Annotated in this window: 14 protein-coding genes; 11 read left to right on the top strand and 3 right to left on the bottom strand. The window is 72.0% G+C overall.

Annotated elements, in window-relative coordinates:
- Both IEY93_RS05875 and IEY93_RS05870 read left to right on the top strand, forming a co-directional pair.
- Window positions 1–279 (top strand): hypothetical protein (locus tag IEY93_RS05875; protein WP_189161925.1); only part of this gene is annotated, 279 nt, incomplete at its 5' end.
- Window positions 280–459: 180 nt separating this feature from the next.
- Window positions 460–1,308, top strand: a complete 849-nt coding sequence (locus IEY93_RS05870) for an RNA methyltransferase (RefSeq protein WP_189161924.1) — start codon at window positions 460–462, stop codon at window positions 1,306–1,308.
- Here the strand turns inward: IEY93_RS05870 and IEY93_RS05865 are convergent.
- The gene (locus IEY93_RS05865) at window positions 1,286–2,026 is read right to left on the bottom strand and encodes an rRNA methyltransferase (protein ID WP_189161923.1); all 741 of its coding nucleotides are present in this window, start codon (window positions 2,024–2,026) and stop codon (window positions 1,286–1,288) included. The genes IEY93_RS05870 and IEY93_RS05865 overlap by 23 nt on opposite strands.
- Window positions 2,027–2,343: 317 nt before the next feature.
- Here IEY93_RS05865 and ligA point away from each other — a divergent pair, with 317 nt between their 5' ends.
- The gene (gene ligA, locus IEY93_RS05860; protein ID WP_189161922.1) at window positions 2,344–4,596 is read left to right on the top strand and encodes an NAD-dependent DNA ligase LigA; all 2,253 of its coding nucleotides are present in this window, start codon (window positions 2,344–2,346) and stop codon (window positions 4,594–4,596) included.
- A gap of 449 nt (window positions 4,597–5,045) precedes the next feature.
- Window positions 5,046–5,819, top strand: coding sequence for a hypothetical protein (locus IEY93_RS05855; protein WP_189161921.1), 774 nt, complete (start codon window positions 5,046–5,048; stop codon window positions 5,817–5,819).
- Window positions 5,820–5,956: 137 nt separating this feature from the next.
- On the opposite strand, the gene IEY93_RS05850 is transcribed toward IEY93_RS05855, so the two are convergent.
- Entirely contained in the window at window positions 5,957–7,099 is a 1,143-nt protein-coding gene (locus IEY93_RS05850; RefSeq protein ID WP_189161920.1) for a helix-turn-helix domain-containing protein, read from the bottom strand.
- 455 nt (window positions 7,100–7,554) lie between these two features.
- Here IEY93_RS05850 and IEY93_RS05845 point away from each other — a divergent pair, with 455 nt between their 5' ends.
- The 6 genes from IEY93_RS05845 (at window position 7,555) to IEY93_RS05820 (ending at window position 20,106) form a co-directional block, all read left to right on the top strand.
- Window positions 7,555–11,526 carry a S8 family serine peptidase gene (locus tag IEY93_RS05845; protein WP_189161919.1) on the top strand — a complete coding sequence of 1,324 codons (3,972 nt, stop codon included), beginning with the start codon at window positions 7,555–7,557 and terminating at the stop codon, window positions 11,524–11,526.
- 448 nt (window positions 11,527–11,974) lie between these two features.
- A complete protein-coding gene (locus IEY93_RS05840; protein WP_189161918.1) occupies window positions 11,975–14,062 on the top strand; it encodes a putative bifunctional diguanylate cyclase/phosphodiesterase in 2,088 nt (695 codons plus the stop codon).
- A gap of 135 nt (window positions 14,063–14,197) precedes the next feature.
- Window positions 14,198–14,497 (top strand): Asp-tRNA(Asn)/Glu-tRNA(Gln) amidotransferase subunit GatC, encoded by a 300-nt coding sequence (gene gatC / locus IEY93_RS05835; protein WP_189161917.1) that lies wholly within the window; start codon window positions 14,198–14,200, stop codon window positions 14,495–14,497.
- Window positions 14,494–15,984, top strand: a complete 1,491-nt coding sequence (gatA, locus tag IEY93_RS05830) for an Asp-tRNA(Asn)/Glu-tRNA(Gln) amidotransferase subunit GatA (RefSeq protein WP_189161916.1) — start codon at window positions 14,494–14,496, stop codon at window positions 15,982–15,984. The genes gatC and gatA overlap by 4 nt, the downstream gene beginning before the upstream one ends.
- A complete protein-coding gene (gatB, locus tag IEY93_RS05825) occupies window positions 15,945–17,489 on the top strand; it encodes an Asp-tRNA(Asn)/Glu-tRNA(Gln) amidotransferase subunit GatB (RefSeq protein ID WP_372444475.1) in 1,545 nt (514 codons plus the stop codon). Before gatA ends, gatB begins: the two co-directional genes overlap by 40 nt.
- A gap of 208 nt (window positions 17,490–17,697) precedes the next feature.
- Window positions 17,698–20,106 carry a VanW family protein gene (locus IEY93_RS05820; RefSeq protein ID WP_189161915.1) on the top strand — a complete coding sequence of 803 codons (2,409 nt, stop codon included), beginning with the start codon at window positions 17,698–17,700 and terminating at the stop codon, window positions 20,104–20,106.
- A gap of 11 nt (window positions 20,107–20,117) precedes the next feature.
- Here the strand turns inward: IEY93_RS05820 and IEY93_RS05815 are convergent, their stop codons facing one another.
- Window positions 20,118–21,242, bottom strand: coding sequence for a PQQ-dependent sugar dehydrogenase (locus tag IEY93_RS05815; protein WP_229690909.1), 1,125 nt, complete (start codon window positions 21,240–21,242; stop codon window positions 20,118–20,120).
- Between the two features lie 282 nt (window positions 21,243–21,524).
- Between IEY93_RS05815 and IEY93_RS05810 the strand changes: the two genes are divergently transcribed.
- On the top strand, window positions 21,525–22,433 hold the full coding sequence (locus IEY93_RS05810; protein WP_189161913.1) for a 2-hydroxyacid dehydrogenase: 909 nt from the start codon (window positions 21,525–21,527) through the stop codon (window positions 22,431–22,433).
- Window positions 22,434–22,657 lie beyond the last annotated feature (224 nt).

Genomic DNA, 22,657 nt, shown 5'->3' with positions numbered 1-22,657 from the left:
GGGGAGATCCGTACCACTGCTTCTGGGCTGAGGATCAGCGGGCGCCTGTACGACGGGGGCGGGGTGCGGACGTGCTCGTGGCTGAAGATCAAGTGGCTGAACGAGCAGGGCAAGTACCGCACCGCGACGTTCCGGAACTGCTCGCAGTCGGCGCCGCGCGCGTTCAGCGTGAACGCCGGCCACATGCTGAGCTCGGAGGCCAAGGTGTGCCGGGGCACCGCCAAGCGCGTGACGGGGAAGTGCTCCCACTGGGAGGGGGTCTGGGCCCAGGGCGGCTGACGCGGCCACTCCGCCCGGTCGGCGGGGCCGGCCGCGGCAGGTGTGGATCTGCCGGGAGTCGAGGGTCGAGCTGCCGCAGCTGTCCGGCCGGGGAACCGGTCTTGCCGTGCTCGGGGCGGAGGCGGTGGGCGCATAGGGTGGCCTACCGGAGCGGACGGCTCGCCCCTCGGAAGGACACAGGTGTCGACGGTTCAGCGGATCACCACGCGCAATGCTCGGTTCCAGCAGTGGCAGTCCCTGCTGACCAACCGCAACAAGCGGACCCGAGCCCGCGAGTTCCTGGTCCAGGGGGTCCGGCCGATCTCGCTCGCCGTGCGGCACGGATGGCCGGTGCACGCGCTCATCTACGACGCCGAGCGCAGGCCGTCGTCGTGGCTCGCCGAGTTGCTGCGCACCGTGCCGGCCGAGCTGATCGCGATGGCTCCGGACATGGTGGCGGAGCTGGGCGAGAAGGACGAGGCGCCGCCCGAGGCCGTCGCCGTCGTGGAGATGCCCGCCGACGACCTCGGCCGTATCCCGGTCGAGGACGACTTCCTGGGAGTCGTGCTGGACCGGCCGACGAGCCCGGGCAACATCGGCAGCATCATCCGCTCGGCGGACGCCCTGGGCGCGCACGGGCTGGTCGTGGCCGGTCACGCGGCCGACGTGTACGACCCGAAGTCGGTCAGGGCGAGCACGGGCTCGATCTTCTCCCTGCCCGCGGTCCGGGTCCCCGCGCCGGGGGATGTGGTCGGCTGGGTGGCCGCGCGGCGTGAGCGTGGCAGGCCGATCGTCGTGGTGGGCACCGACGAGCACGGCGACCGCGACGTCTTCGAGTTCGACTTCACCCAGCCGGTGCTCCTCCTGGTCGGCAACGAGACCAGCGGGCTCAGCAGCGCGTGGCGCGAGGCGTGCGACGTCATGGTGAGCATCCCCATGGCCGGGGCCGCGAGTTCGCTGAACGCCGCGAACGCGGCCACGGCGATCCTTTACGAGGCGTCCCGGCAGCGGATCACCAGCGGCCGGCTCATGCGAGGTCCGCGGCGGTGAACAGGGCGATGGCCCTGGTGCCGATCCGGAACGACTGACGGGGGCGGATGCCCGGCCGTGCGGGCACGCGACGGCCGCGTACGGTCACCGCGACCACCGTGTGCGGCGGGAGGACCGACCCCAGCGCCGACATCATCGCCGGGACGTCCTTGTTCCCGTAGTCTCCCTGCCAGCTGGTCTGCTCGTCGTAGGGGGGATCGGTGAGCACGATGTCCGGCGCGTGCCCGTCGATCGCGGCGGCCAGCTGGACCGGATCGAAGACGTCGGCCCGGGCCGGCCGGTGGGGCAGCGGCCCTCCGTCCGCGAGCAGCCGGCGGGCGAGCCGCTCCGCCGCCTCGGCGGCCTGCGCGTAGCCGGGTTTGCCGAAGCGCTCGGCACGGTCCGCCAGTTCCGCGGCCCTGTCTCGCAGGCCGGACTCCGACAGCAGGTTCAGGTTGGCCCGCGCCGTTCCCAACGCGTCGTCGGAGACGTCGGAGGCCAGCAGCGTCTTGATGCGGGGACGGTGGAGCAGGCCCAGCACCGTGAGCAGGTAGCCACTCCCACAGCAGGGATCCCACACCACGGCTTGATCCTCGCCACCGCGCAGCGCGAGGGCGCGCTGGAAGATCTCAGAGGCGAGTCGTACGGGGAAGGCCGGCATGCCCGGTGCGGAGTGCAGGACGGCTCCGCCGGCGAAGTCGCTGTAGTCGGCCCGCGCCGTCTCGTACCGATATGCCAATCTGCCCGTCCTTCGCCTGAACGGGCCCCAGACTACCCCGGCCGCCCACGGCATCGGCACGTACTCGCCCGGGAGGGGCCGGGCCCAGGCGACCGACACCGGCACCCTCTCGGGCGGAGCCCGGGGGCCTGGTGCGCTGTCCACGTCCGGCACCCCTATGGGCCGGGAGGCGGCGTCCGATTGATGGGGAAATGTCGGTGGGGGATGGCATGGTAGGAGTAACGAATTCCCTGGTAGGGCGTGTATGCGGGAGCACGAGCACTCCTCGTTGCCCGTAGCGTTCTCCTAGGGGCTCAGACGATGAGGGGAGCAGGGCCATGGCTGCCGAGGTCGAGGGCGTGCCGGTGGACGCGCTGGAGCGCCACGCCGAGCTGGCGGAGCTGGCCGACGAGGCCAACTGGCGCTACTACGTGCTCGACCAGCCGACCGTGAGCGACGCCGAGTACGACCGGTGGATGCGTGAGCTGCGCGAGCTCGAAGAGGCCCACCCCTCGCTGCGCACGCCGGACTCCCCGACCCAGAAGGTCGGAGCGCCGATCTCCACCGACTTCGCGCCCGTCCAGCACCTTCGCCGGCTGGAGAGCCTGGACAACGCCTTCAACGACGCCGACCTCGCCGGGTGGCAGGCCAGGGCCGAGCGGCTGCTGGAGGCCGACCCCGGGCCCTACCTGTGCGAGCTGAAGATCGACGGCCTGGCCATCGCCCTGGTGTACGAGAAGGGCCGGCTGGTGCGGGGCGCCACCCGCGGCGACGGCCGGGTCGGCGACGACGTGACCGCGAACGTACGGACGATCAAGAACATCCCGCACCGGCTCACCGGCGACGGCATCCCCGACGTGCTGGAGGTGCGCGGCGAGGTGTTCCTGCCGGTGGCCGGCTTCGAGAAGCTCAACGAGCAGCTCGTGGCGGCCGGCAAGCCGCCGTTCGCCAACCCCCGCAACTCCGCCGCCGGGTCGCTGCGCCAGAAGGACCCGCGCGTCACCGCCCAGCGCGACCTGGCGATGATCTGCCACGGCGTCGGCGCCTGGGAGGGCGGCGAGCCGCTCCCGCCGACCCAGTCGGCCGTGTACGAGCGGCTGCGGGACTTCGGCCTGCCGGTCAGCGACCTGTACAAGGTCGTCGGCGGCCTGACCGAGATCGGGGACTTCGTCGAGCACTACCGGCAGCACCGCCACGACACCGCGTACGAGATCGACGGCGTCGTGGTCAAGGTCGACCGCATCCCGGCGCAGCGCGACCTCGGCTCCACCTCGCGGGCTCCCCGGTGGGCCATCGCCTTCAAGTACCCGCCCGAAGAGGTCAACACCAAGCTGCTGGACATCCAGGTCGGCGTCGGCCGCACCGGCCGGGTCACGCCGTACGGGGTGATGAAGCCCGTGGTCGTGGCCGGGTCCACAGTGGAACGGGCGACCCTGCACAACGCCTCCGAGGTCCTGCGCAAGGGCGTGCTGATCGGCGACACCGTGGTGCTGCGCAAGGCCGGCGACGTCATCCCCGAGATCGTCGGCCCGGTGGCGGCCCTGCGAGACGGGAGCGAGCGGGAGTTCGTCATGCCCACCCACTGCCCCGAGTGCGGCACCGAGCTGCGGCGGATGAAGGAGGCGGACGTCGACATCCGCTGCCCGAACGCCCGGTCCTGCCCCGCGCAGCTCCGGGAGCGCATCTTCTTCGCCGCCGGGCGGGGCGCGTTCGACATCGAGGGCCTGGGGTACGTCGCCGCGACCGCGCTGACCGCCCCGCTGCCGCCGCAGGAGCCGCCGGTGCGCACCGAGGCGGACCTGTTCGACCTCAAGATGGAGCAACTGTTGCCGATCAAGTCGGTGGTCCGCGACCAGGACACCGGCCTGCCCAAGACCGACCCCGAGACCGGCGAGCCGAAGGTCGTCACGTTCTTCGCCAACATGAACGGCGAGCCCAGCAAGAACGCCGAGCACATGCTGGCGCATCTCCAGATCGCCAAGGACCGGCCGCTGTGGCGGGTGCTGGTCGCGCTGTCCATCAGGCACGTCGGCCCGACGGCCGCCCAGGCCCTGGCCACGGCCTTCCTGTCCCTCGACCGCGTCTTCACCGCTTCGGAGGAGGAGCTGGCCGCCGTCGAGGGCGTCGGCCCGACGATCGCCGCCTCCATCCGGGAGTGGTACACCGAAGACTGGCACCGCGAGATCGTCGAGCGCTGGCGTGAAGCGGGCGTCCGCATGGAGGACGAGCCCCCGGCCGTCGAGGGCCCGCAGACGCTGGCCGGGCTGACCTTCGTCGTGACCGGCACACTGGCCGGCTTCACCCGGGACGAGGCCGGCGAGGCCGTCGCGGGCAAGGGCGGCAAGGTCACCGGCTCGGTGTCCAAGAAGACCGACTTCCTGATCGCCGGGGAGAACGCCGGCTCGAAGTACGACAAGGCCCTCAAACTGGGCGTCCAAATCTTGAACGAAGAGCAGTTCACCACCCTCCTCACCCACGGCCCCGACGCCGTCCGCCCACCCGCCGCCGAAGAGCCCCCGCAGGAGGTCGCCGCCGCCGAGGTCGCGGCCCGGACCAGCGAGCCCCCCGCGAAGGCCGCCGCCGACGCCTGACCACCGACGTCCGGCCTGCGATGTGGGGCCGGGCAGGGATGAGGCGAGCACCCTGCCGCAGCACACGGCAGGGTGCGCCGTGGCGGGGTATGCCAGGTGCCTGGCACGGCGGTCAGCTGATCAGGATCGTCTCCGTCCGCGTGCCTGCCGCCCCGCTCACGCGCTGGTCACACCACACCGGCGGTGGTCGATCTGGCGCCTACGCCACCAGACGCACGCTTGCAAGCCCGATGCCGGCGGCGAGATGGCGAAGATCGGCGGGCGGTGCCCTATCAGGGCATGACCTGTGGTCGCCTTGGGGCCGGTCGAACATTCATACCCGGGAAAGCCCGCTGCGCCGGCCTGCGTGTCGCCGAACTGAGATGCGGCTGAGCGCACCACGCCCGAAGCGATGGCTACAGTTCCTCTGAAAAGCATCTCGGTGCTGGCTGCGTCGTGGCTGGAGAACGATGATTGCCAACTTATTCTTGATCGAGGCAGGTCTGGTCGCGGCGGCCATCGCAGTAGTTGCGAACTGGATTAATAAGCCGGATTGGGCGAAAACTCACCCATGGATTACGGCCGTCATATTGATCGTGCTTGTTCTTGCCGGTGCGCTGCTGCCGATCGCGAATGAGTGGATCGGCGATCGGCTGGCGGGGCACCGGCAAGATCGTTCGGATCAGCCCTCGCGGCGGTCGCCGACCCCGGAGCCTTCTCCCGCCGGCGCTTCCCCGACCTCGACCCCGGCGTCTCCTTCCGTCGGTGCATCTCCGACACCGACTCCGAAGCCCTCTCTCACCACCGAACCCCTGCCGACGCCCACGACCCACACGCCCCGGCCGCCGAGTCCCACGCCGCGGCGCAGTTGGACGAAGGCACGGAAGGAGACGGTGTCGCTCCTCACCACGACCGGGCTCGAACTCGACACCGACCCTCCGCGGGTGGTCCAAGCCTTCCTGGAAGGCGTAGATCTCCACTACGGAAATGACGAGGCGCGCGGGATGAAGCTTTATCCCCACCACGGCTTCAGCAAACCGACCAGGGAGGGGGTGCCCGATGCCGAGGCATGCTATCGGGCCTTGCAGAGCAGGCCGACCTACAGCATCGAACCGAAGGCCGGCCAGACGTTTTGTGCGTACACGTCGGAAGGAGGCGTCGCCCGGCTTGAGATCGAGCATGAGGAATACAAGGAAGTGGTGGTGCGGGTAACGGCTTGGAAACCGGTCGGGGAGACGTCTTAGCCGGTGGCGTTCCGATATCGGGGTCTTCGCACGTCTCCTCGCCATGGTGATGAGGGACCTCTGCCGTGATCCGTGGGGTGCGGTCGTTGGAGGGCGAGAAGCCGGCGGAGCGTCCCGGCCCCGCGCGGGACACATGGTCAGGTGGGGCGGTGGGGGGTTAGCCAGCCGCGGTCGCGGGCGAGGAGGGCGGTCTGGAAGCGGGTGCGGGCGCCCAGGGTCTTGGCGGCGTCGCTGATGTGCTTCTGGACGGTCCGGCGGCTCAGGCCGAGCACCCGGGCGACCGCCTCGTCCTTCATGCCGGCGGACAGCAGGAGCAGGATCTCCCGGGTGCGCTCGTCGAGCTCATCTCCGGCGGAGTGGCCGGTAATCCCGGCGAGGAGGGCATTGCCGGCGGCCGGCGAGCCGTCGCCGTTCCAGCCGAGATCGAGGGAGATGGGGACGGCGCGCTGCCACACGTTCTCGAAGAGGGCGGTCAGCACTTCCAGCAGGGTGGGGGAGTGGACGACGAGCGAGCCGTCGGCGGGGTCGTCGCGGCCGAGCGGCATGATCGCCGTGGTGCGGTCGAAGATCACCAGCTTCATCGGGACGTCGGGGGCCAGCCGCAGCTCGCCGCCGTGCGCGGTGCCGCGCAGCGCCGTCTCCAGGGAGACCGCGTCGGTGAAGCCGTCGCTGTCGTAGACCGACCGCAGTCGCACCCCTTCGTTCCACACCAGCGCGCCCGCGCTGCTTCCAGTGCTCGCGCTGCTTCCAGTGCTCGCACTACTTCTGGCGCTCGCGCCGCTAGCAGCGTGCGCACCGTCGCCGCCGCCGGCGGCCGGTGAGGTGGCGGTGACGTAGGGCGGCTTGGCGAGGTGGAGGACCTCGCTGCGGGCGGTCCTGAGCAGGTGGGCGTAGCGGACGGCCACTTCGGCGGGGGTTCCCAGCACCTCGAACAGGTCGGAGTCGACGTAGCGGTGGGCCGCCGCCCGGTAGATCTCGTGCAGCCGTTCCATGTACCGCTCGGCCGCGGCCAGCTCCTGGCGTCTGCGGGCCAGCAGCGAGCCGAGGGAGGAGTGCGGCGGGCTCGCGCGCCAGCGTACGGGCCGGCCGCCGGCGCGGACGGCGAGCAGGTCGGTCTCCAGGGTCTCCAGGGCGCGAGCGGTGTCCTCGGGCGTGGCGCCGACCGCTGTCGCCACCGCGGACTCCGCGGAGTCGGGGTGGCCGACCAGGTACTCGAGCACCTGCCCCGCCAGGGGAGCGAGGCCGGTGCCGGCCCAGGACGCGCCGGGAGACGGGTCCATCGATTGGCTCCTCGAAGCGTGCGACGGCGTTGATCGTACGACCCGCCGCTTCGCGCCCGCCGGCCGCCCCACCTCCATCCGATCACCGCACTCGCCCGGTCGATCGCCCCACCTCGGCGGGTCACCCGCTCTCGACCGGCGGATCGTCCCGCCTCCAGCCGATCACCCGCCTCGCCTGGCCGACGTTCCTTCCGTGCCTCGCCCGTGGGCGGTGGTGCGTCCTCACCGCTTGGGCGCCCGCGGGTGTCCGTTCGGGTGACCGATATCGAGGCGTGGGCCTGTCTTCGGGGCCTGCCGCGATTTCCTTCGTAGGGGCCGCTTCTCATGTGGGTAATTGCGCGAGCCCGCAGCCGGAATCCCTTGTCCCTCTGCCGTGCCGACGCCAGGGTGAAGCGCAGCCGATTAGTACAAAAACGGCATTTTACCCATTAGTAACACCCCCTGAAGGGACGACAATGTCCGCAGGTTTCAGACGCGCCTCGGCCGCGACCGCGGCCGCGGCGCTGCTGGCCACCACTCTGCTGGCGACCGGCACCCCGGCCGCGCAGGCCGAGCAGACCCCCGCGGCGGACGCCGCGGGCGAGCACTCGGTCACGCTGGCCGACGGCTCGGTGGTGCGCTGGTCCGGCGACGGCACCGGCACGCTGACCGACAAGGCGGGGCGTACCCGCGCCTTCCCGGTCCCGCAGAACCCCGGCCGCACCCGCCTCGGTGTGCCACTGACCCCGACCGCCGACGTGCTGCGGCGCCGGGCGGAGGCCGCCCGCCTGACCCCGTACTCAGTCGGCGGCCCGACCGGCCAGGCCACCTCGGCGGTGCGCCCGCGCACCATGAACTACGGTGCGGTGCCCATCCCGGCCAAGGCGCTGTCGGCCGTGGACCGGGCGGCCGACCGGGCCGCGGCCAGGACGGCCACGCCACAGGCGAGCCCGCAGGCGACGCAGGCCAAGAGCGCGGTGCCCGCGAACGAAGGCCTCACGACCTCGTTCCTGTCGTACCTCAACGCCGGCGGCGTCAACGCGATCGGCGCCTTCCAGCACTTCTCGACGTACCTGAACACGCTGCCCGGCAACGGGCAGATCATCACCAACGTGTCGCTGGGCGACCTCACCGACCAGTCGATGGCCGACGCCGGTGACCCGTACGTGCGGGAGTACGGGCCGACGACCGTGATCAAGGGCGGGCAGCGCTACCTCGACTACCCGTCGATGCCGCTGATCCCGACCTACACCGCCGACAACGACGCACGCCTGGACCCGATGGGCGCGATCGAGGGGCAGGACCCCTACCTCGGCGAGGTCCTGATGGACTTCTCGATGATGGCGCCGCTGCCGCACGACCGGCAGCGCCCCGAGGCGACGGGCAGCGGGCCGACCGACCTGCTCGGCATCGCGCCCGGCGCGAGCTACCGCCTGGTCATCCCGCAGGAGCCGTCGTCCAGGGGCATCGACGCCGCCTTGCGCGCCGCGGCCGCGCAGAAGCCCCGGCCCACGGTGATCACCGCGAGCCTGGGATTCGGCACCGACGGCTCGATCGGCTTCCCCTCCCGCTGGCTGGAGGACGATCCGCAGATCCGCAAGACGCTGCGCGAGATCGTGGACTCCGGCATCGTCGTGGTGGTCTCCTCCAACGACGGCACCCGCCTCGCCCTGCCGGTCTCGGTCGGCCCGGACGGCGGCAGCACGCCGACCGAGGTGACCCGCGACGCCGCCTCGGAGACCGACATCAACGACGTGGGCGCGACCACCGTCCCGACGCGGGTGCGCGACACCGGGGTGATCTCGGCGGGCGCCACGACGCTGGACGACACGCTGAGCTCGGCCGACGTTCGCACCGCGACCTACCCGACCACCCGGTACAACGGCGCGGCGAGCTATTCGTCCGGCTTCGGCAGCCGGGTGGACCTCGCGGCCCCCGGTGACAACCTGCCGACGCTGGCGCACTCCCCGCTCGGCCCGCAGATCGTGCTCAACGGCGGCACCTCGGCGTCCGCGCCGATGATCGCCGCCGCCGCGGCGAACGTGCTGTCGGCGGCCAAGGCCACCGGGCAGAAGCTGAGCCCGCGTGCGGTCCGTGACCTGCTGGTCTCGACCGGCCGCCCGATCGCCCGGACGCCGCAGGCCGACCGTGAGCTGCACATGGGCGCACAGCTGGACGTCACCGCCGCCGTGGAGAAGGTGCTGGCCGACAAGTACCGCATCCCGACCTCGGCGCTGCGGCTCTCGATCGCCCACCGGCAGCTCCTCGGCGTGGACGTCACCTCGTCGTTCATCGAGGCCACCGACCCGGACGGCATCGACCTGACCGGGCCGGCCGACTTCTGGGGCACCCCCTCGGGCCAGAACGTCTCCTCGCCGGTCACCTTCGGCCTGGACATGACCGGCCGTGGCGACGATCTGACCTTCCGGCTGCGCGTCGGTGACCGCGGGCTGATCCCGTCCGCCGGGCCGAGCCTGCGCGTCCTGCCGGCGGAGATCCTCGCCGCGGCGGGCCTGCCGGTGGCCTCGGAGTCTCCGCGCAGCGTGCCAGTGGTGTTCGAGGCGCTGCGCCACGGCAGGACCGTCGCCGCGCTCTCCCAGCGGCTCACCTTCTCGGCCACCGACGGCACCTACACGGGCGCGCCCGCGCCGGTCGTCCCCGGGTCGATCCCGCTGGGCAAGCCCCTCACCGTCCAGTACGACCTGTCGCGCACTCGCGACCTGTCCGATGCCAGGATCGTCCTGTCCTCCGTCGGCCACTGGACGCCGCTGTCCACCACCGACAAGTTCCGCATCCACTGGAGCGCCCCGGTAACGGCCGGCCAGGGCACCGCGACCATCCCCGCCGCGGCCTTCGCCGCCGGTGGCGCCGGGATCTACGGCGTCGGGCTGGTGGTGAACGGCGCGATCTGGGGCGACTTCCGGGCCGTGCGCGTGGGCGAGGGCGCCGACCGGCGTCCGCAGGCGCCGGTGCTGAGCGGAGCCGACCACCAGAAGGGCTACTCGGCGCTGGTCACGCTGGCCGCGCCCAAGCTCACGCTCTCGTGGGACGTCACCGATGTGCACGGCGCCGACGGCGCGCTGGTGGAGTTCCTCGCCCCGGCCCCGACGCTGTACGGGGCGCTGAACACCACCACCAACCAGAACGGCAGTGGCCCGGACGACAACGGTGTCGACCACGCCTCCACCCTGGTGCGCGCACTGCCCAAGGCCAAGGGCAGCACGACCCTCGACCTCGCGGCGCTGCGGCTGACCACCAGCACGCAGTACCCGGTGCGCGTGCTGCCCACCCGCGGCGGCAAGCCGATCGGCCAGGCGTCCCCGACCTCCTTCGTGGAGTACCGCGACGGTGAGACGGTGCCGGGCGGGGTGGAGAACTTCGAGGTCACCGGGCAGAAGGCGCTCATCGCCACCGATGAGTTCGCCGCGGACGACGAGGGCCGGACCTACGTCAGGACCTCGGCCACGACGCCGTACTCGCTGGCCACCGGCAAGGTCGGCACCCCGCTGCTGAGCGACTCCGGCGGCTCCCAGACGCAGTCGATCATCGGGTCCGACCCGGGCACCGGCCACACGCTGATCGCCCGCAGGCCGTTCGACGTCGCGGCGGCGCCGCAGCTCGACCTGCGCGACACCGCGACGGGCAAGCGCATCCTGCTCACCCCGCTGCAGGACGACACCCACGGCGAGGCGACCCTCCTGGAGGGCGGCGCGGTGGACCCGGTGCGTCACCGGGCGGCCGTGACGACCTTCGACGCCCGCTCCGGCCTGGCCGAGCTGTGGCCGGTGGACATGGCGACCGGGAAGGTCGGCACGCCCATCCCGCTGAATCCGGACAACATCGGGCGGACCTTCCGCAGCGTGTCGATCGACGCGGCCACCGGCGCGGTCTTCGCCGTCACCGGTGGCACCCAGGGGCCGTGCCTGAGCACGCGGGTGCCGTTCTGGACGGTCCGGGTGGACCTTTCCGCGCGTTCGGTCTCGCCGGTCGCCGACGCTCCCCGCTGCGCCGCCGGGTTCTCCCCCGACGGCAAGGGCGGCAGGCTGTACATGCTCGCGGGCCCGAGCACGCCCTTCGCCGGGCAGTTCCCGACGAGCACCTGGACCGTCGCCGACCAGGGCACCCTCACCGGCGACGCGCCCGCCGACCTCGGCACCCGCGGCCCGGCGTGGGCGGCGCTGGACGACGTCAACCACCTGGCGCTGGTCGCCCACCTGTACGAGGCGGGCACGACGGACGACAACAACGCCATGAGCGAGATCACCGTCATCGAGCCGGACACCGGGAAGGTGCTGGCCCGGCATCCGGTGGTGAACCTGGTGAACTCGACGATCGGCGTCTCGAACGTCGACGCGACCAGCCGGCAGGGGCTGTACCTGGACCCGAAGACCAGGACGGGGTACGTGGTGAACCCGTGGGGTGACGGCATCCAGCGGTTCCACTACTGATCACAAGGGCCGGCGGCGCCATCACGGCCGCCGGCCCGCTCCGGCCCGTCACCGTGACCCGGTGGCGGGCCTCGCCGTTGTCCCGGGGCATGTGGTTTTCACCGTCGCCCCGTGTGGTCCTCGCCGCCATGACCGGCCGGGCTCGTGTCAGAGCGTGACATGCCGCGAAAATCTTCGGCGGCGGGGGCGGGGCCGGTCGGCGGGGACCGGAGGCGGGCGACCGGTGCTCGCGGGGAACGCGGACCCGCGCGCGGCAGGGCAACAGACCTGGACGAATGCCGCTGGAACCTTGTTCTATGAAATTTCAGTCATCCGTGATCGATGGTCAGCACGAAGCAGAACCGCCGTATGCCGGAAATAACCCGTGACGGAACGTGCCCAACCGGTTTCGCGAAGTGGCCTAGAGGTCGTACCCTCCCATAGTGACCTCTTGGGGGTTTACTTGCTAATGACGGATCCATCCGACACGCGGGACACCCCGCCGCGACCCTTCTCCCCGCTGTGGATCTACCTGACCGGGGTCGTCGCCACGGGCTGCGCCGCCCTGCTCATCGCGGAGATCGGCCTCGGCGCGGGCGTGATCGCCGGCCTGGCGCGCACCCCGCTGTTCTGGATGCTCGTCGTGCTGGTCGTGCTCGGAGAGCTCCGGCCCATCGTGGTCTCCAGCTCGCGCCTGGCCGGCGGCACGGCCACCTCGACGCTGTTCACCTTCGCCGTCCTGCTCTACCAGGGGCTGGCCGTCGCCGTACTGATCCACACGACCGCGCTCATCGTCAGCGGCCTGGCCCACCGCAGGGCCTGGCACCGGATGCTGTTCAACATCTCCCAGATGACGCTGGCCTCCACCTCGGCCGCGGCCGTGCTCGCCGCCTTCGGGCACCGGCCCCACCCCGCCACGCCCTGGGTGCCCGAGGGCACCGACATCGCCGCGGTCGCGGCGGCGGCGCTCGCGTACTTCGTGGTCAGAGGCGTGCTGGTGTGCTCGGCGGTCGCCCTGCACGAGCGCAGGCCCCTGTGGCGGGTGATCCGCACGACCATCGGGCACCAGAGCCTGGTCTACGGCGCGCTGCTGGGCCTGGCCCCGCTGGTGGTCGTCGTCATGAACCGCTCGCCCGCGCTGGTCCCGCTCTTCGTCGCGCCGCTCGCCGCCATGTACTTCACCGCCTCACTGTCGGTGCGCCGCGACCACCAGGCCATGCACGACGGCCTGACCTCCCTGCCCAACCGCAAGCTGCTGATCCTGCGCACCGAGGAGGCCATGGCCGAGGCGCGCGACGACGCCCGCGTCGGCCTGCTGCTGCTCGACCTCGACCGGTTCAAGGAGGTCAACGACACCCTCGGGCATCCGGTGGGCGACCGCCTCCTGCAGATCGTCGCGCACCGCCTCACCCACAGCGTGCGCCCGGGGGACGTCGTGGCCCGGCTCGGCGGGGACGAGTTCGCCGTCCTGCTGCCGACCGTCCGCGACTCCACCGCCGCCCGTGAGGTCGCCGCCCGGCTGCGGGCGGCGCTCACCGAGCCGGTGCGGCTGGAGGGCATGACCTTCGACCTGGACGCCTCGGTCGGCATCGCCCTCTACCCCGACCACGCGCCCGACTTCGAGCTGCTGCTCCAGCGCTCGGACGTGGCGATGTACTTCGCCAAGGAGGGCCGCAGCGGCGTCGAGGTCTACCTGGCCGAAAAGGACCGCAACTCGCCCGAGCGGCTGAACCTTCTCGGCGACCTGCGCCGGGCGGTCGGCGACGGCGAGCTGCAACTGCACTACCAGCCCAAGGTGAACCTGTCCTCGGGCCGGGTGGAGGGGGTGGAGGCGCTGCTGCGGTGGTGGCACCGCGAACGCGGCCCGGTGCCGCCGGACGACTTCATCCCGCTCGCCGAGCAGTCGTACCTCATGCGGCAGATCACCCAGTACGTCATCGACGCCGCGCTGGAGCAGGTGGCCGCGTGGTGGCACTCGGGCCTGCGGGTGCCGGTCGCGGTCAACGTGTCGGCGCGCGACCTGCTCGACCCGACGCTGCCCGAGCTGCTGGAGGCGGGCCTGGCCCGGCTCGACCTGCCGCCGGTTGCGATCAGGCTGGAGGTCACCGAGCGCATCCTGATGACCGACCAGGCCTACACCGCCGACTCCGTCCACGCGCTGGTCGAGCTCGGCGTCCCGCTGGCCCTGGACGACTTCGGCACGGGGTACTCCTCGCTGGTGCGCCTGCAGCGGCTGCCGGTGTGCGAGGTGAAGATCGACGGCTCGTTCGTCCAGCGGCTCGGCAAGACGGCCGACGACGAGCGCATCGTCCGCTCGATCGTCGACCTGGTGCGCTCCCTCGGGCTGCGCTCGGTGGCCGAGGGCGTCGAGTCCGACGAGGTGGCCGGGTACCTGCGCGAGATGGGGTGTGACGCCGGGCAGGGCTGGTGGTTCGCCGAGCCCATGCCGGCCGGCGAGATGACCACGTGGCTGCGCGCCCGGGTCGACGGCCACGAGACCACCGCCCCCTGCCTCGGCCCCGCGTGCCGCGGTACGCACGAGGTCACGACCCTGTAGCGTCCGGCGCCGGGACGGCCGGGACCTTCGCACGGTCACGAGGCGGAGAACCCCGTCTAATGGTTCGGCCACCTTCCGGCCCGCGCCCTAGGATGACACTGTCCGATTGCCATCCATGAAACGGGTTGACGACTCATGTCCGCCATAACCCGCGACGAGGTCGCTCACCTCGCCCGGCTGTCCCGGCTGGCGCTCTCCGAGGACGAGCTCGACCACTACGCCACGCAGCTCGATGACATCATCGGCGCGGTGGCGCGGGTCTCCGAGGTCGCCACCGACGACATCCCGCCGTCGTCGCACGCGCTGCCGCTCACCAACGTCTACCGTCCCGACGAGGTGCGCCCGAGTCTGACCCCGCAGGAGGCCCTGGCGGCCGCCCCGGCGGTGGAGGACGACCGCTTCCGCGTCCCGCGCATCCTGGGGGAGGAGGCATGAGCCTGATCCGCAAGACCGCCGCCGAGCTCGGCGCCCTGATCGCCTCCGGCGAGGTCTCCGCCGTCGAGGTCGCGCAGGCCCACCTCGACCGCATCGCCGAGGTCGACCCGCAGATCAACGCGTTCCTGCACGTCGCGGCCGATTCGGCGCTCGCGCAGGCCCGCGCCGTGGACGAGCGCCGCGCCGCCGGTGAGCCCCTCGGGCCGCTCGCGGGCGTGCCGATCGCGCACAAGGACGTCTTCACCACCAAGGACATGCCGACCACGGCCGGGTCCAAGATCCTCGAGGGCTACCGCCCGCCGTACGACGCGACCGTCACCGCGCGGCTGCGCGAGGCCGGCCTGGTCATTCTCGGCAAGACCAACCTGGACGAGTTCGCCATGGGCTCCTCCACCGAGAACTCCGCCTACGGCCCGACGCGCAACCCCTGGGACCTCTCCCGCATCCCCGGCGGGTCCTCGGGCGGGTCCAGCGCCGCCGTCGCCGCCTACCAGGCGCCGCTGTCCACCGGTACCGACACCGGCGGCTCGATCCGCCAGCCCGCGGCCGTTACCGGCATCGTCGGCATGAAGCCCACCTACGGCGGCTCCTCGCGGTACGGCCTGATCGCCTTCGCGTCCTCGCTGGACACGCCCGGCCCGTTCGCGCGCAACGTGCTCGACGCAGCGCTGCTGCACGAGGCGTTCTCCGGCCACGACAGCATGGACTCCACCTCCATCCACGAGCCGGTGCCGCCGGTGGTCGAGGCCGCCCGCCGCGCCGACGTCGCCGGCCTGCGCGTCGGCGTGGTCAAGGAGTTCGGCGGCGAGGGTTACCAGCCCGGCGTGCTCGCCCGCTTCCGTGAGGCGGTCGACCTGCTGGAGTCGCTGGGCGCCAAGGTCGTCGAGGTCTCCTGCCCGAGCTTCGGCTACGCCCTGCCGGCCTACTACCTGATCGCCCCCTCCGAGTGCTCGTCCAACCTCGCGAGGTTCGACGGCATGCGCTACGGCCTGCGCGTCGGCGACGACGGCACCCGCAGCGCCGAGGAGGTCATGGCGCTCACCCGGGCCGCCGGGTTCGGCCCCGAGGTGAAGCGGCGCATCATGCTCGGCACCTACGCCCTGTCCAGCGGGTACTACGACGCCTACTACGGGTCGGCGCAGAAGGTCCGCACGCTCATCGCCCGCGACTTCGAGGCGGCCTTCCACCAGGTGGACGTCCTGGTCTCGCCGACCACGCCCACCACCGCGTTCCCGATCGGCGAGCGCGCCGACGACCCGATGGCGATGTACCTCGCCGACCTGTGCACGATCCCGGCCAACCTGTCGGGCAACGCCGCCATCTCCGTGCCGTGCGGGCTGGCCGACGAGGACGGCCTGCCGGTCGGCCTGCAGATCATGGCGCCCGTGCTCGGCGACGACCGCTGCTACCGGGTGGGCGCCGCCGTCGAGAAGGCCCTTGAGGACCGCTGGGGCGGCCCGCTGCTGAAGGAGGCTCCGTCCCTGTGACCACCACCCAGTCCGTGATGCCGTACGACGAGGCGCTCGAGCGGTTCGAGCCGGTGCTCGGCCTCGAGACGCACGTCGAGCTCGGCACCGAGTCCAAGATGTTCTGCGGGTGCTCGACCGCCTTCGGCGCGCCGCCGAACACCCACGTCTGCCCGGTGTGCCTGGCGCTGCCCGGCGCGCTGCCGGTGGCCAACGACAAGGCGATCGAGTCGACCATCCGCATCGGGCTCGCCCTGAACTGCACGATCGCCGAGTGGTGCCGCTTTGCCCGGAAGAACTACTTCTATCCGGACATGCCGAAGAACTACCAGATCAGCCAGTACGACGAGCCGCTGTGCTCCAACGGCTACCTCGACGTCGAGGTGAACGGCGAGACCGTCCGCATCGAGATCGAGCGCGTCCACCTGGAGGAGGACACCGGCAAGTCCACGCACGTGGGCGGCGCGACCGGCCGCATCCACGGCGCCGACTACTCGATCGTCGACTACAACCGCGCCGGCATCCCGCTGGTCGAGATCGTCACCAAGCCCATCCCGGGCACCGACCGGCTCGCGCCCGAGGTCGCCCGCGCGTACGTCACCGAGCTGCGCGAGGTCATGCGCACGCTGGGCGTGTCCGACGTGCGCATGGAGGAGGGCTCGCTGCGGTGCGACGTGAACGTGTCGCTCATGCCGCGCGGGTCGGCCGAGTGGGGCACCCGCACCGAGACCAAGAACGTCAACTCGCTGCGCAGCGTCGAGCGGGCGGTGCGCGGTGAGATCGAGCGGCAGGCGGCGATCCTCGCCGACGGCGGCAAGATCGTTCAGGAGACCCGGCACTTCCACGAGGACACCGGCGCCACCACCTCGGGCCGGTCCAAGGAGGAGGCGCAGGACTACCGCTACTTCCCCGAGCCCGACCTGCTGCCGATCGCGCCGAGCCCCGAGTGGATCGCCGAGCTGCGCGGCGAGCTGCCCGAGCTGCCGGGCGCGCGGCGCAAGCGGCTGCAGGCCGAGTGGGGCGTCTCCGAGCTCGACATGGCCGCCATGCACAACGCCGGCGCGATCGACCTGGTCGAGGCGACCGTCGAGGCCGGAGTGCCCGCGGCCGACGCCCGCAAGTGGTGGATGGGCGAGCTGGCGCGCCGCGCCAACGAGTCCGGCCGGGCGCTGGCCGAGCTGCCGATCACGCCGGGGCAGATCGCCCGGGTCGTCGAGCTGGTCTCCTCCGGCGCGCTGAACGACAAGCTGGCCCGCCAGGTGCTCGAAGGCGTGCTCGCGGGCGAGGGCTCGCCCGACGAGGTGGTCGAGGCCCGCGGGCTGCGCATCGTCAACGACGAGGGCGAGCTGTCCTCGATCATCGACCAGGTGCTGTCGGCCAACGCCGACGCGGCCGACAAGGTGCGGGCCGGCAAGATCGCTGCGGCGGGCGCGCTGGTCGGCGGCGTGATGAAGGCCAGCCGGGGCAAGGCGGACGCCGCGCGCGCCCGCGAGCTGATCCTGGAGAAGCTCGGCGTCTCCGAATAGCATGCCGGTCGTACAACGGGCCCCGGGGAACTCCCGGGGTCCGTTGTGTTATGCGGACATACCTTTCTTGCGGTACTAAGTACGTATTTTCCACTCGACTTACCCATACCTCGGACGGGATTCATCTGGGGATGTTGAAGAATTCCGGGGCCTGTTTGGTTTAGGGTGATGCAGGGGATCTGGTCGAGTGCGGGAGGAGGACGAAGGCGTGCGGAACGCCGGAGCGTCCATCGACCCGCCACCCGACCCGTTCGCGGCGGTCCGCCCCGATTCGCCGGTCGCGTTACCCGTCGACCGGCAGTATTCCAAGGACAGCGGCGACCGCCGGGGCCAGGCGCCCGGCGAGCGCAAGAAGCTTCCGCGCGGCGTCTCGCCGCTGCCCCCCGGCGTCTCGCCGGAGATCTTCGCCACCACGCCGCCGCCGTTCGCCGCGACCCCGCCGCCCCCGGGCACTCCGCCCAAGCCGCCGGTGACCCTGCCCCCTCCGCCCGCAGGTCCGGCCGAGCCGTGGCCGGTGAAGGGCAACCCCCGGGCGCGCAGGCCCGTAGGCGAGCAGAAGCCCGCCTCCGGACACCAGAACCTCGACGACGAGGCCGAGTCGCCCGCCCTGCGTCGCCGGCTGCGCGGTCCCCTGCTGGCCGCCGGCGCCCTCGGCCTGCTCCTCGTGATCGCCTACCTCGTCCCTGCCGCGCTGATGTGGGGCAAGGTGCCGCCCGGCACGCATGTGCGCGACCTGCCGATCGGCGGCCTCAGCGCCACCCAGGCCATCGAACGGCTGCACGAGCGCTACGACGGCAAGGACCAGCAGGCCGTCGGTCTCCTCCTCGACGGCCGGCGCGTCGCCGTCCTCGACCCGCGTGAGGCGGGCCTCACGATCGACATCGAGGCCACCGTCGGCGACGTGGACACCGGCTTCCCCAGTCCCATGTCCGTCTGGCAGTCCTTCACGGGCGAGCGCCAGCTGCCGCTGCGCGTCTCGATCAACCAGCGCAAGCTGAACGATCGCGTCCGCAGGATCGCCAGAGAGATCGACCGCCCGGTCCGCGAAGGCGCGATCGTCTACAAGAGCGCCACGCCCCAGGTTCTCACCCCGCAGGAAGGGCTCCGGCTCGACCAGGCGAAGACCGCCGACGCCATCAAGCGGGCGTTCGTGGACGCCCCGGCCTCGGTCGTGCTCCCGGTCGGCGAAGTGCGGCCCAAGGTGGCCGCCGCGACCTTCGACGGCGCCCTCGTCACCGCGCGCCGCGCCGTCGCCGACCCGATCACCTTGGTGAACGGCGGCAGGCGGGTCACCCTCAGCCCCAAGGTGATCGCCGCCCACCTGACCTTCACCGCCGACCACCGCGGCCAGGTGCGCCCGGTCTTCGACGCGCGCAAGGCGGTCGCCGGGCTGGAGGTCAGGCTGGTGGGAGTGGCCGAGGCCGTCCGCGAGGCGGGCTTCGTCATCGACGGCGAGACGCCCAGGCTGGTCCACGCCCGCGTCGGAAAGGGCGTCGACACCGCCCGGCTCGCCGAAGCGGTCGCCCGGGTCATCGCCGGCGGCGGCCACCGCACCATCCCGGTGTCCCTCGCCGTCACCAAGCCGACCCTCACCGACGCGGCGGCCATGCGGCTCGGCATCAGGGAGAAGGTCGCCTCGGCCGCCACCTCCTACACCTGCTGCGCGGCCCGGGTGACCAACATCCGCAAGGCCGCCGCCCTGGTGGACGGCAAGGTCGTGCGGCCTGGAGAGACGTTCTCGCTGAACGAGGCCATCGGCGACCCCGCCGCCCAGAAGTTCGTCCGCGCCCAGGCGATCGAGGGCGACCGCCTGGTCATCGCCGTCGGCGGCGGGCTGTCGCAGTTCGCGACGACCCTGTACAACGCGGCGTTCCTCGCGGGAATGCAGGAGGTCGACCGCACGCCCTACCCGTTCCACGTCTCGGGCTACCCCGAGGGGCGCGACGCCTCGGTGTCCTACCCCGACCATGACCTGCGCTGGCGCAACGACACCGACCATGGTGTGCTGATCAAGGCCTCGGCCACCGGCACCTCGGTGACGGTCTCGCTGTGGAGCACCCGGACCTACGACCGCATCGAGGCCGAGACCACCGTGCGCTCCAACCCCACCGAGCCCGAGACCAGGACCGACACCGACCCCTCGTGCATCCCGATGAACGGCACCCCGGGGTTCACCGTCACGGTCACCCGGGTCTTCCGCAAGGACGGCAAGACCGTCAAGAAGGACAAGCCCCAGACGACGGTGTACGACCCCGCGCCCAAGGTGATCTGCCGGCCGGCGCGCTCCACCGGCCCGTTCCAGCAGGACGGTGACAACGCCGGCACCCAGTTACCCCCGCCGGGGCAGGACGACGACCCCTCGGCCAACGGCCGCAAGGGCGACGGCCGGCCTGACCCCGGCACTCCGGTGACGCCGAAGTCCGACAACGGCGACAAGAACCGCGACAACCGCGACGACAACGGCAACGACCCGCAGAGCTCCTCACCCCACCGCAACGCCGACCCGACGCCCACCGCCACTCCCAGCGGCGGTGACGAGGCCCCGAACGGCACCAACGGCACCAACGGCGGCGGCAAGAAGAGCGGCGACGACCTCAACAGCAACGACCCCGCCTGACCCCCACCCGGTCAGCGCAGCGGGATGACCAGGACGCGGTCGTCACCCCCGGGCCCGGAGCCGTGGCCGTCCTTGTTGCTGGTGCCGACGTACAGCGCCGAGCCGTCCGGAGTGGCGGCCACCGCGCGCAGGCGGCCGTACTCGCCGACGTAGTGGGCGATGGGCTCACCCACGCGGCCCCCACCGGTCAGCGGCACCTGCCACAGCCGCGTGCCGCGCAGCGCCGCCACCCACAGCGAGCCCTTGGCGTACGCCACGCCGGACGGAGACGCATCGGCGGGCGACCAGGTGAGCAGCGGATCGGCGTAGGCGTCCCCGCCGCCGGAGCCCTCGACCTGCGGCCAGCCGTAGTTCTTGCCCTTCTGGATGAGATTGACCTCGTCGTAGGTGTTCTGGCCGAACTCCGAGGCGTACATCCGCCCGGCGGTGTCCCAGGCGACGCCCTGCACATTGCGGTGGCCGTAGCTCCAGATCACGTTCTCGAACGGATTGCCCGGCGCGGGCCCGCCGTCCACGGTCATCCGCAGAATCTTGCCGCCGAGCGTGCCGAGGGCCTGGGCGAGCGGGCGGTCGCCGGTCTCGCCGGTCGTGGCGTACAGGTAGCCGTCCGGGCCGAAGGCGAGCCGTCCGCCGTTGTGGATGGCCCCCTTGGGGATGCCGCTGACGATGGTCACCGGATCGGACAGGCGGCCTTCGTAGCGGTAGCGCACGATGCGGTTCTCGGTGGCCGCCGTGAAGTACAGGAAGACGTAGTGGTCGCGCTCGAACCGGGGGGAGACGGCGACGCCGAGCAGCCCGCCTTCGCCGGCGGCGGACACCCCCTCGACCACCCCGACCTCGCTCGCCCGGCCCTTCGGGGTGACCCGCAACAGCCGCGCCGAGTCGCGTTCGGTGACCAGGGCGTCGCCATCGGGCAGGAAGGCGATGGCCCACGGCACGGTCAGCCCGTCCACGAGCGTGCGCGGGGTGCCGGGGACGGCCGGCCCGCCCGCGGACGCGGTGCTCCCGGTGGCAGGCCCGCCGGACGGCGCGGCGGTGGCGCCGGACGAAGGGACGGCCGTGCCGCCGCCTGTCGCGCGCCCGGGCTCCCCGGTGGAGCACCCCGCCAGCAGCACGGCCGCGGCCACCGCCGCCATCATGGACCTCGCCGAACCGCCCGGCCTCGTACGGGGCGTCCAAAGGGTCGCCGGCTCCCGTCCGCCGGCTCGCCATTCGTCGTGCCCGCCGCCGCGCTCCCGCCCCGGCGACGGCCGTCCGGTGGCGGCCTGGGCGGGGCGGGGGCGGGCCGCCGCAAAGTCCGCGCCCGGGGATGGGCGGGGTGAACGATCGCGCATCGTGAACCTCCTCGCGTCCCTCAATACTGATGCCTGCCTCGCGAGGTTCCGGCCTTCGGCGAGGGATCGTTAGGGTTGTCGTCCATGAAGATCTGGGCGCCCTGGCCGGCCATCGTCGAGGCCCTGGCCGATCTGCCGGACGTGGAATGCGTGCTCTACGAGGGCGGCGACACCCCGCCCGAGGGGGCCGAGGACGTCGAGGTGTGGATCCCGCCGCTGATCCCGCCCGCCCTGACCGCCGAGCTGCTGGGGCGCATGGGCAAGCTCCGCCTGGTGCAGACGGTGACGGCGGGGGTGGAGGCGTACCGCGCGCACCTGCCCGAAGGGGTGATCCTGTGCAACGCGCGCGGCGTCCACGACGCGGCCACCGCCGAGTGGGCCGTCGGCGCGATGATCGCCGTGACCCGTGAGTTCCCCGGCTTCGCCGCCGCCCAGCAGCGCGGCGAGTGGACCTACCACATCACCGGCGTGCTGGCCGACTCCACGGTGCTGATCGTCGGGTACGGCTCGATCGGCCAGGCGCTGGAGCGCCGACTGGACGGGTTCGAGGTGGAGGTCCTGCGCGTGGCGCGCACCCCGCGCGAGGGCGTGTACGGCGAGGCGGACCTGCCCGCGTTGCTGCCCCGGGCCGACGTGGTGGTGCTGCTGGTGCCGCAGACCCCCGGAACGGCGGGCCTGGTCGACGCCGCCTTCCTGGCCGGGATGAAGGACGGCGCCGTGCTGGTGAACGCCGCCCGCGGCTCGGTGGTGGACACCGCCGCGCTGCTCGCCGAGGTGAACAGCGGGCGGCTCAGGGCGGCCCTCGACGTCACCGACCCCGAGCCGCTGCCCGGCGACCACCCCCTGTGGAGCGCGCCCGGGGTCTTCATCACCCCGCACATCGCCGGCAGCAACCCCGCGTCCCGCCGCCGGGCGGTCAAGCTCATGCGATCCCAGATGCTGAGATACCTGTCCGGAGAACCACTGAACAACGTGATCACGGGAGCGTACTGAGTCGCTTGACTCTCGTTTCTGACTCGTAACGATAGGAAAGCAAACCCAACCCGTGGCTGCCTCGTGACCTCCGATGCGTACGGTGAGTCTCACCGCGCCGCCGTCCAGGGACGGCGGGCAGGGCGGTTATCAGATCGGTGACGACTGAGCGGTTGCCGCCTCATGCGCCGCCGGGCGAGCGCGACACTGGCGACGTGACAGGGATGAGCCGCATGGGCGACGAC

It is taken from the genome of Sphaerisporangium melleum (assembly GCF_014646695.1).
GTDB lineage: Bacteria > Actinomycetota > Actinomycetes > Streptosporangiales > Streptosporangiaceae > Sphaerisporangium > Sphaerisporangium melleum.
The sequence above is the reverse complement of the archived record's forward strand: the minus strand, read 5'-3'. Positions and strand labels throughout refer to the sequence as shown.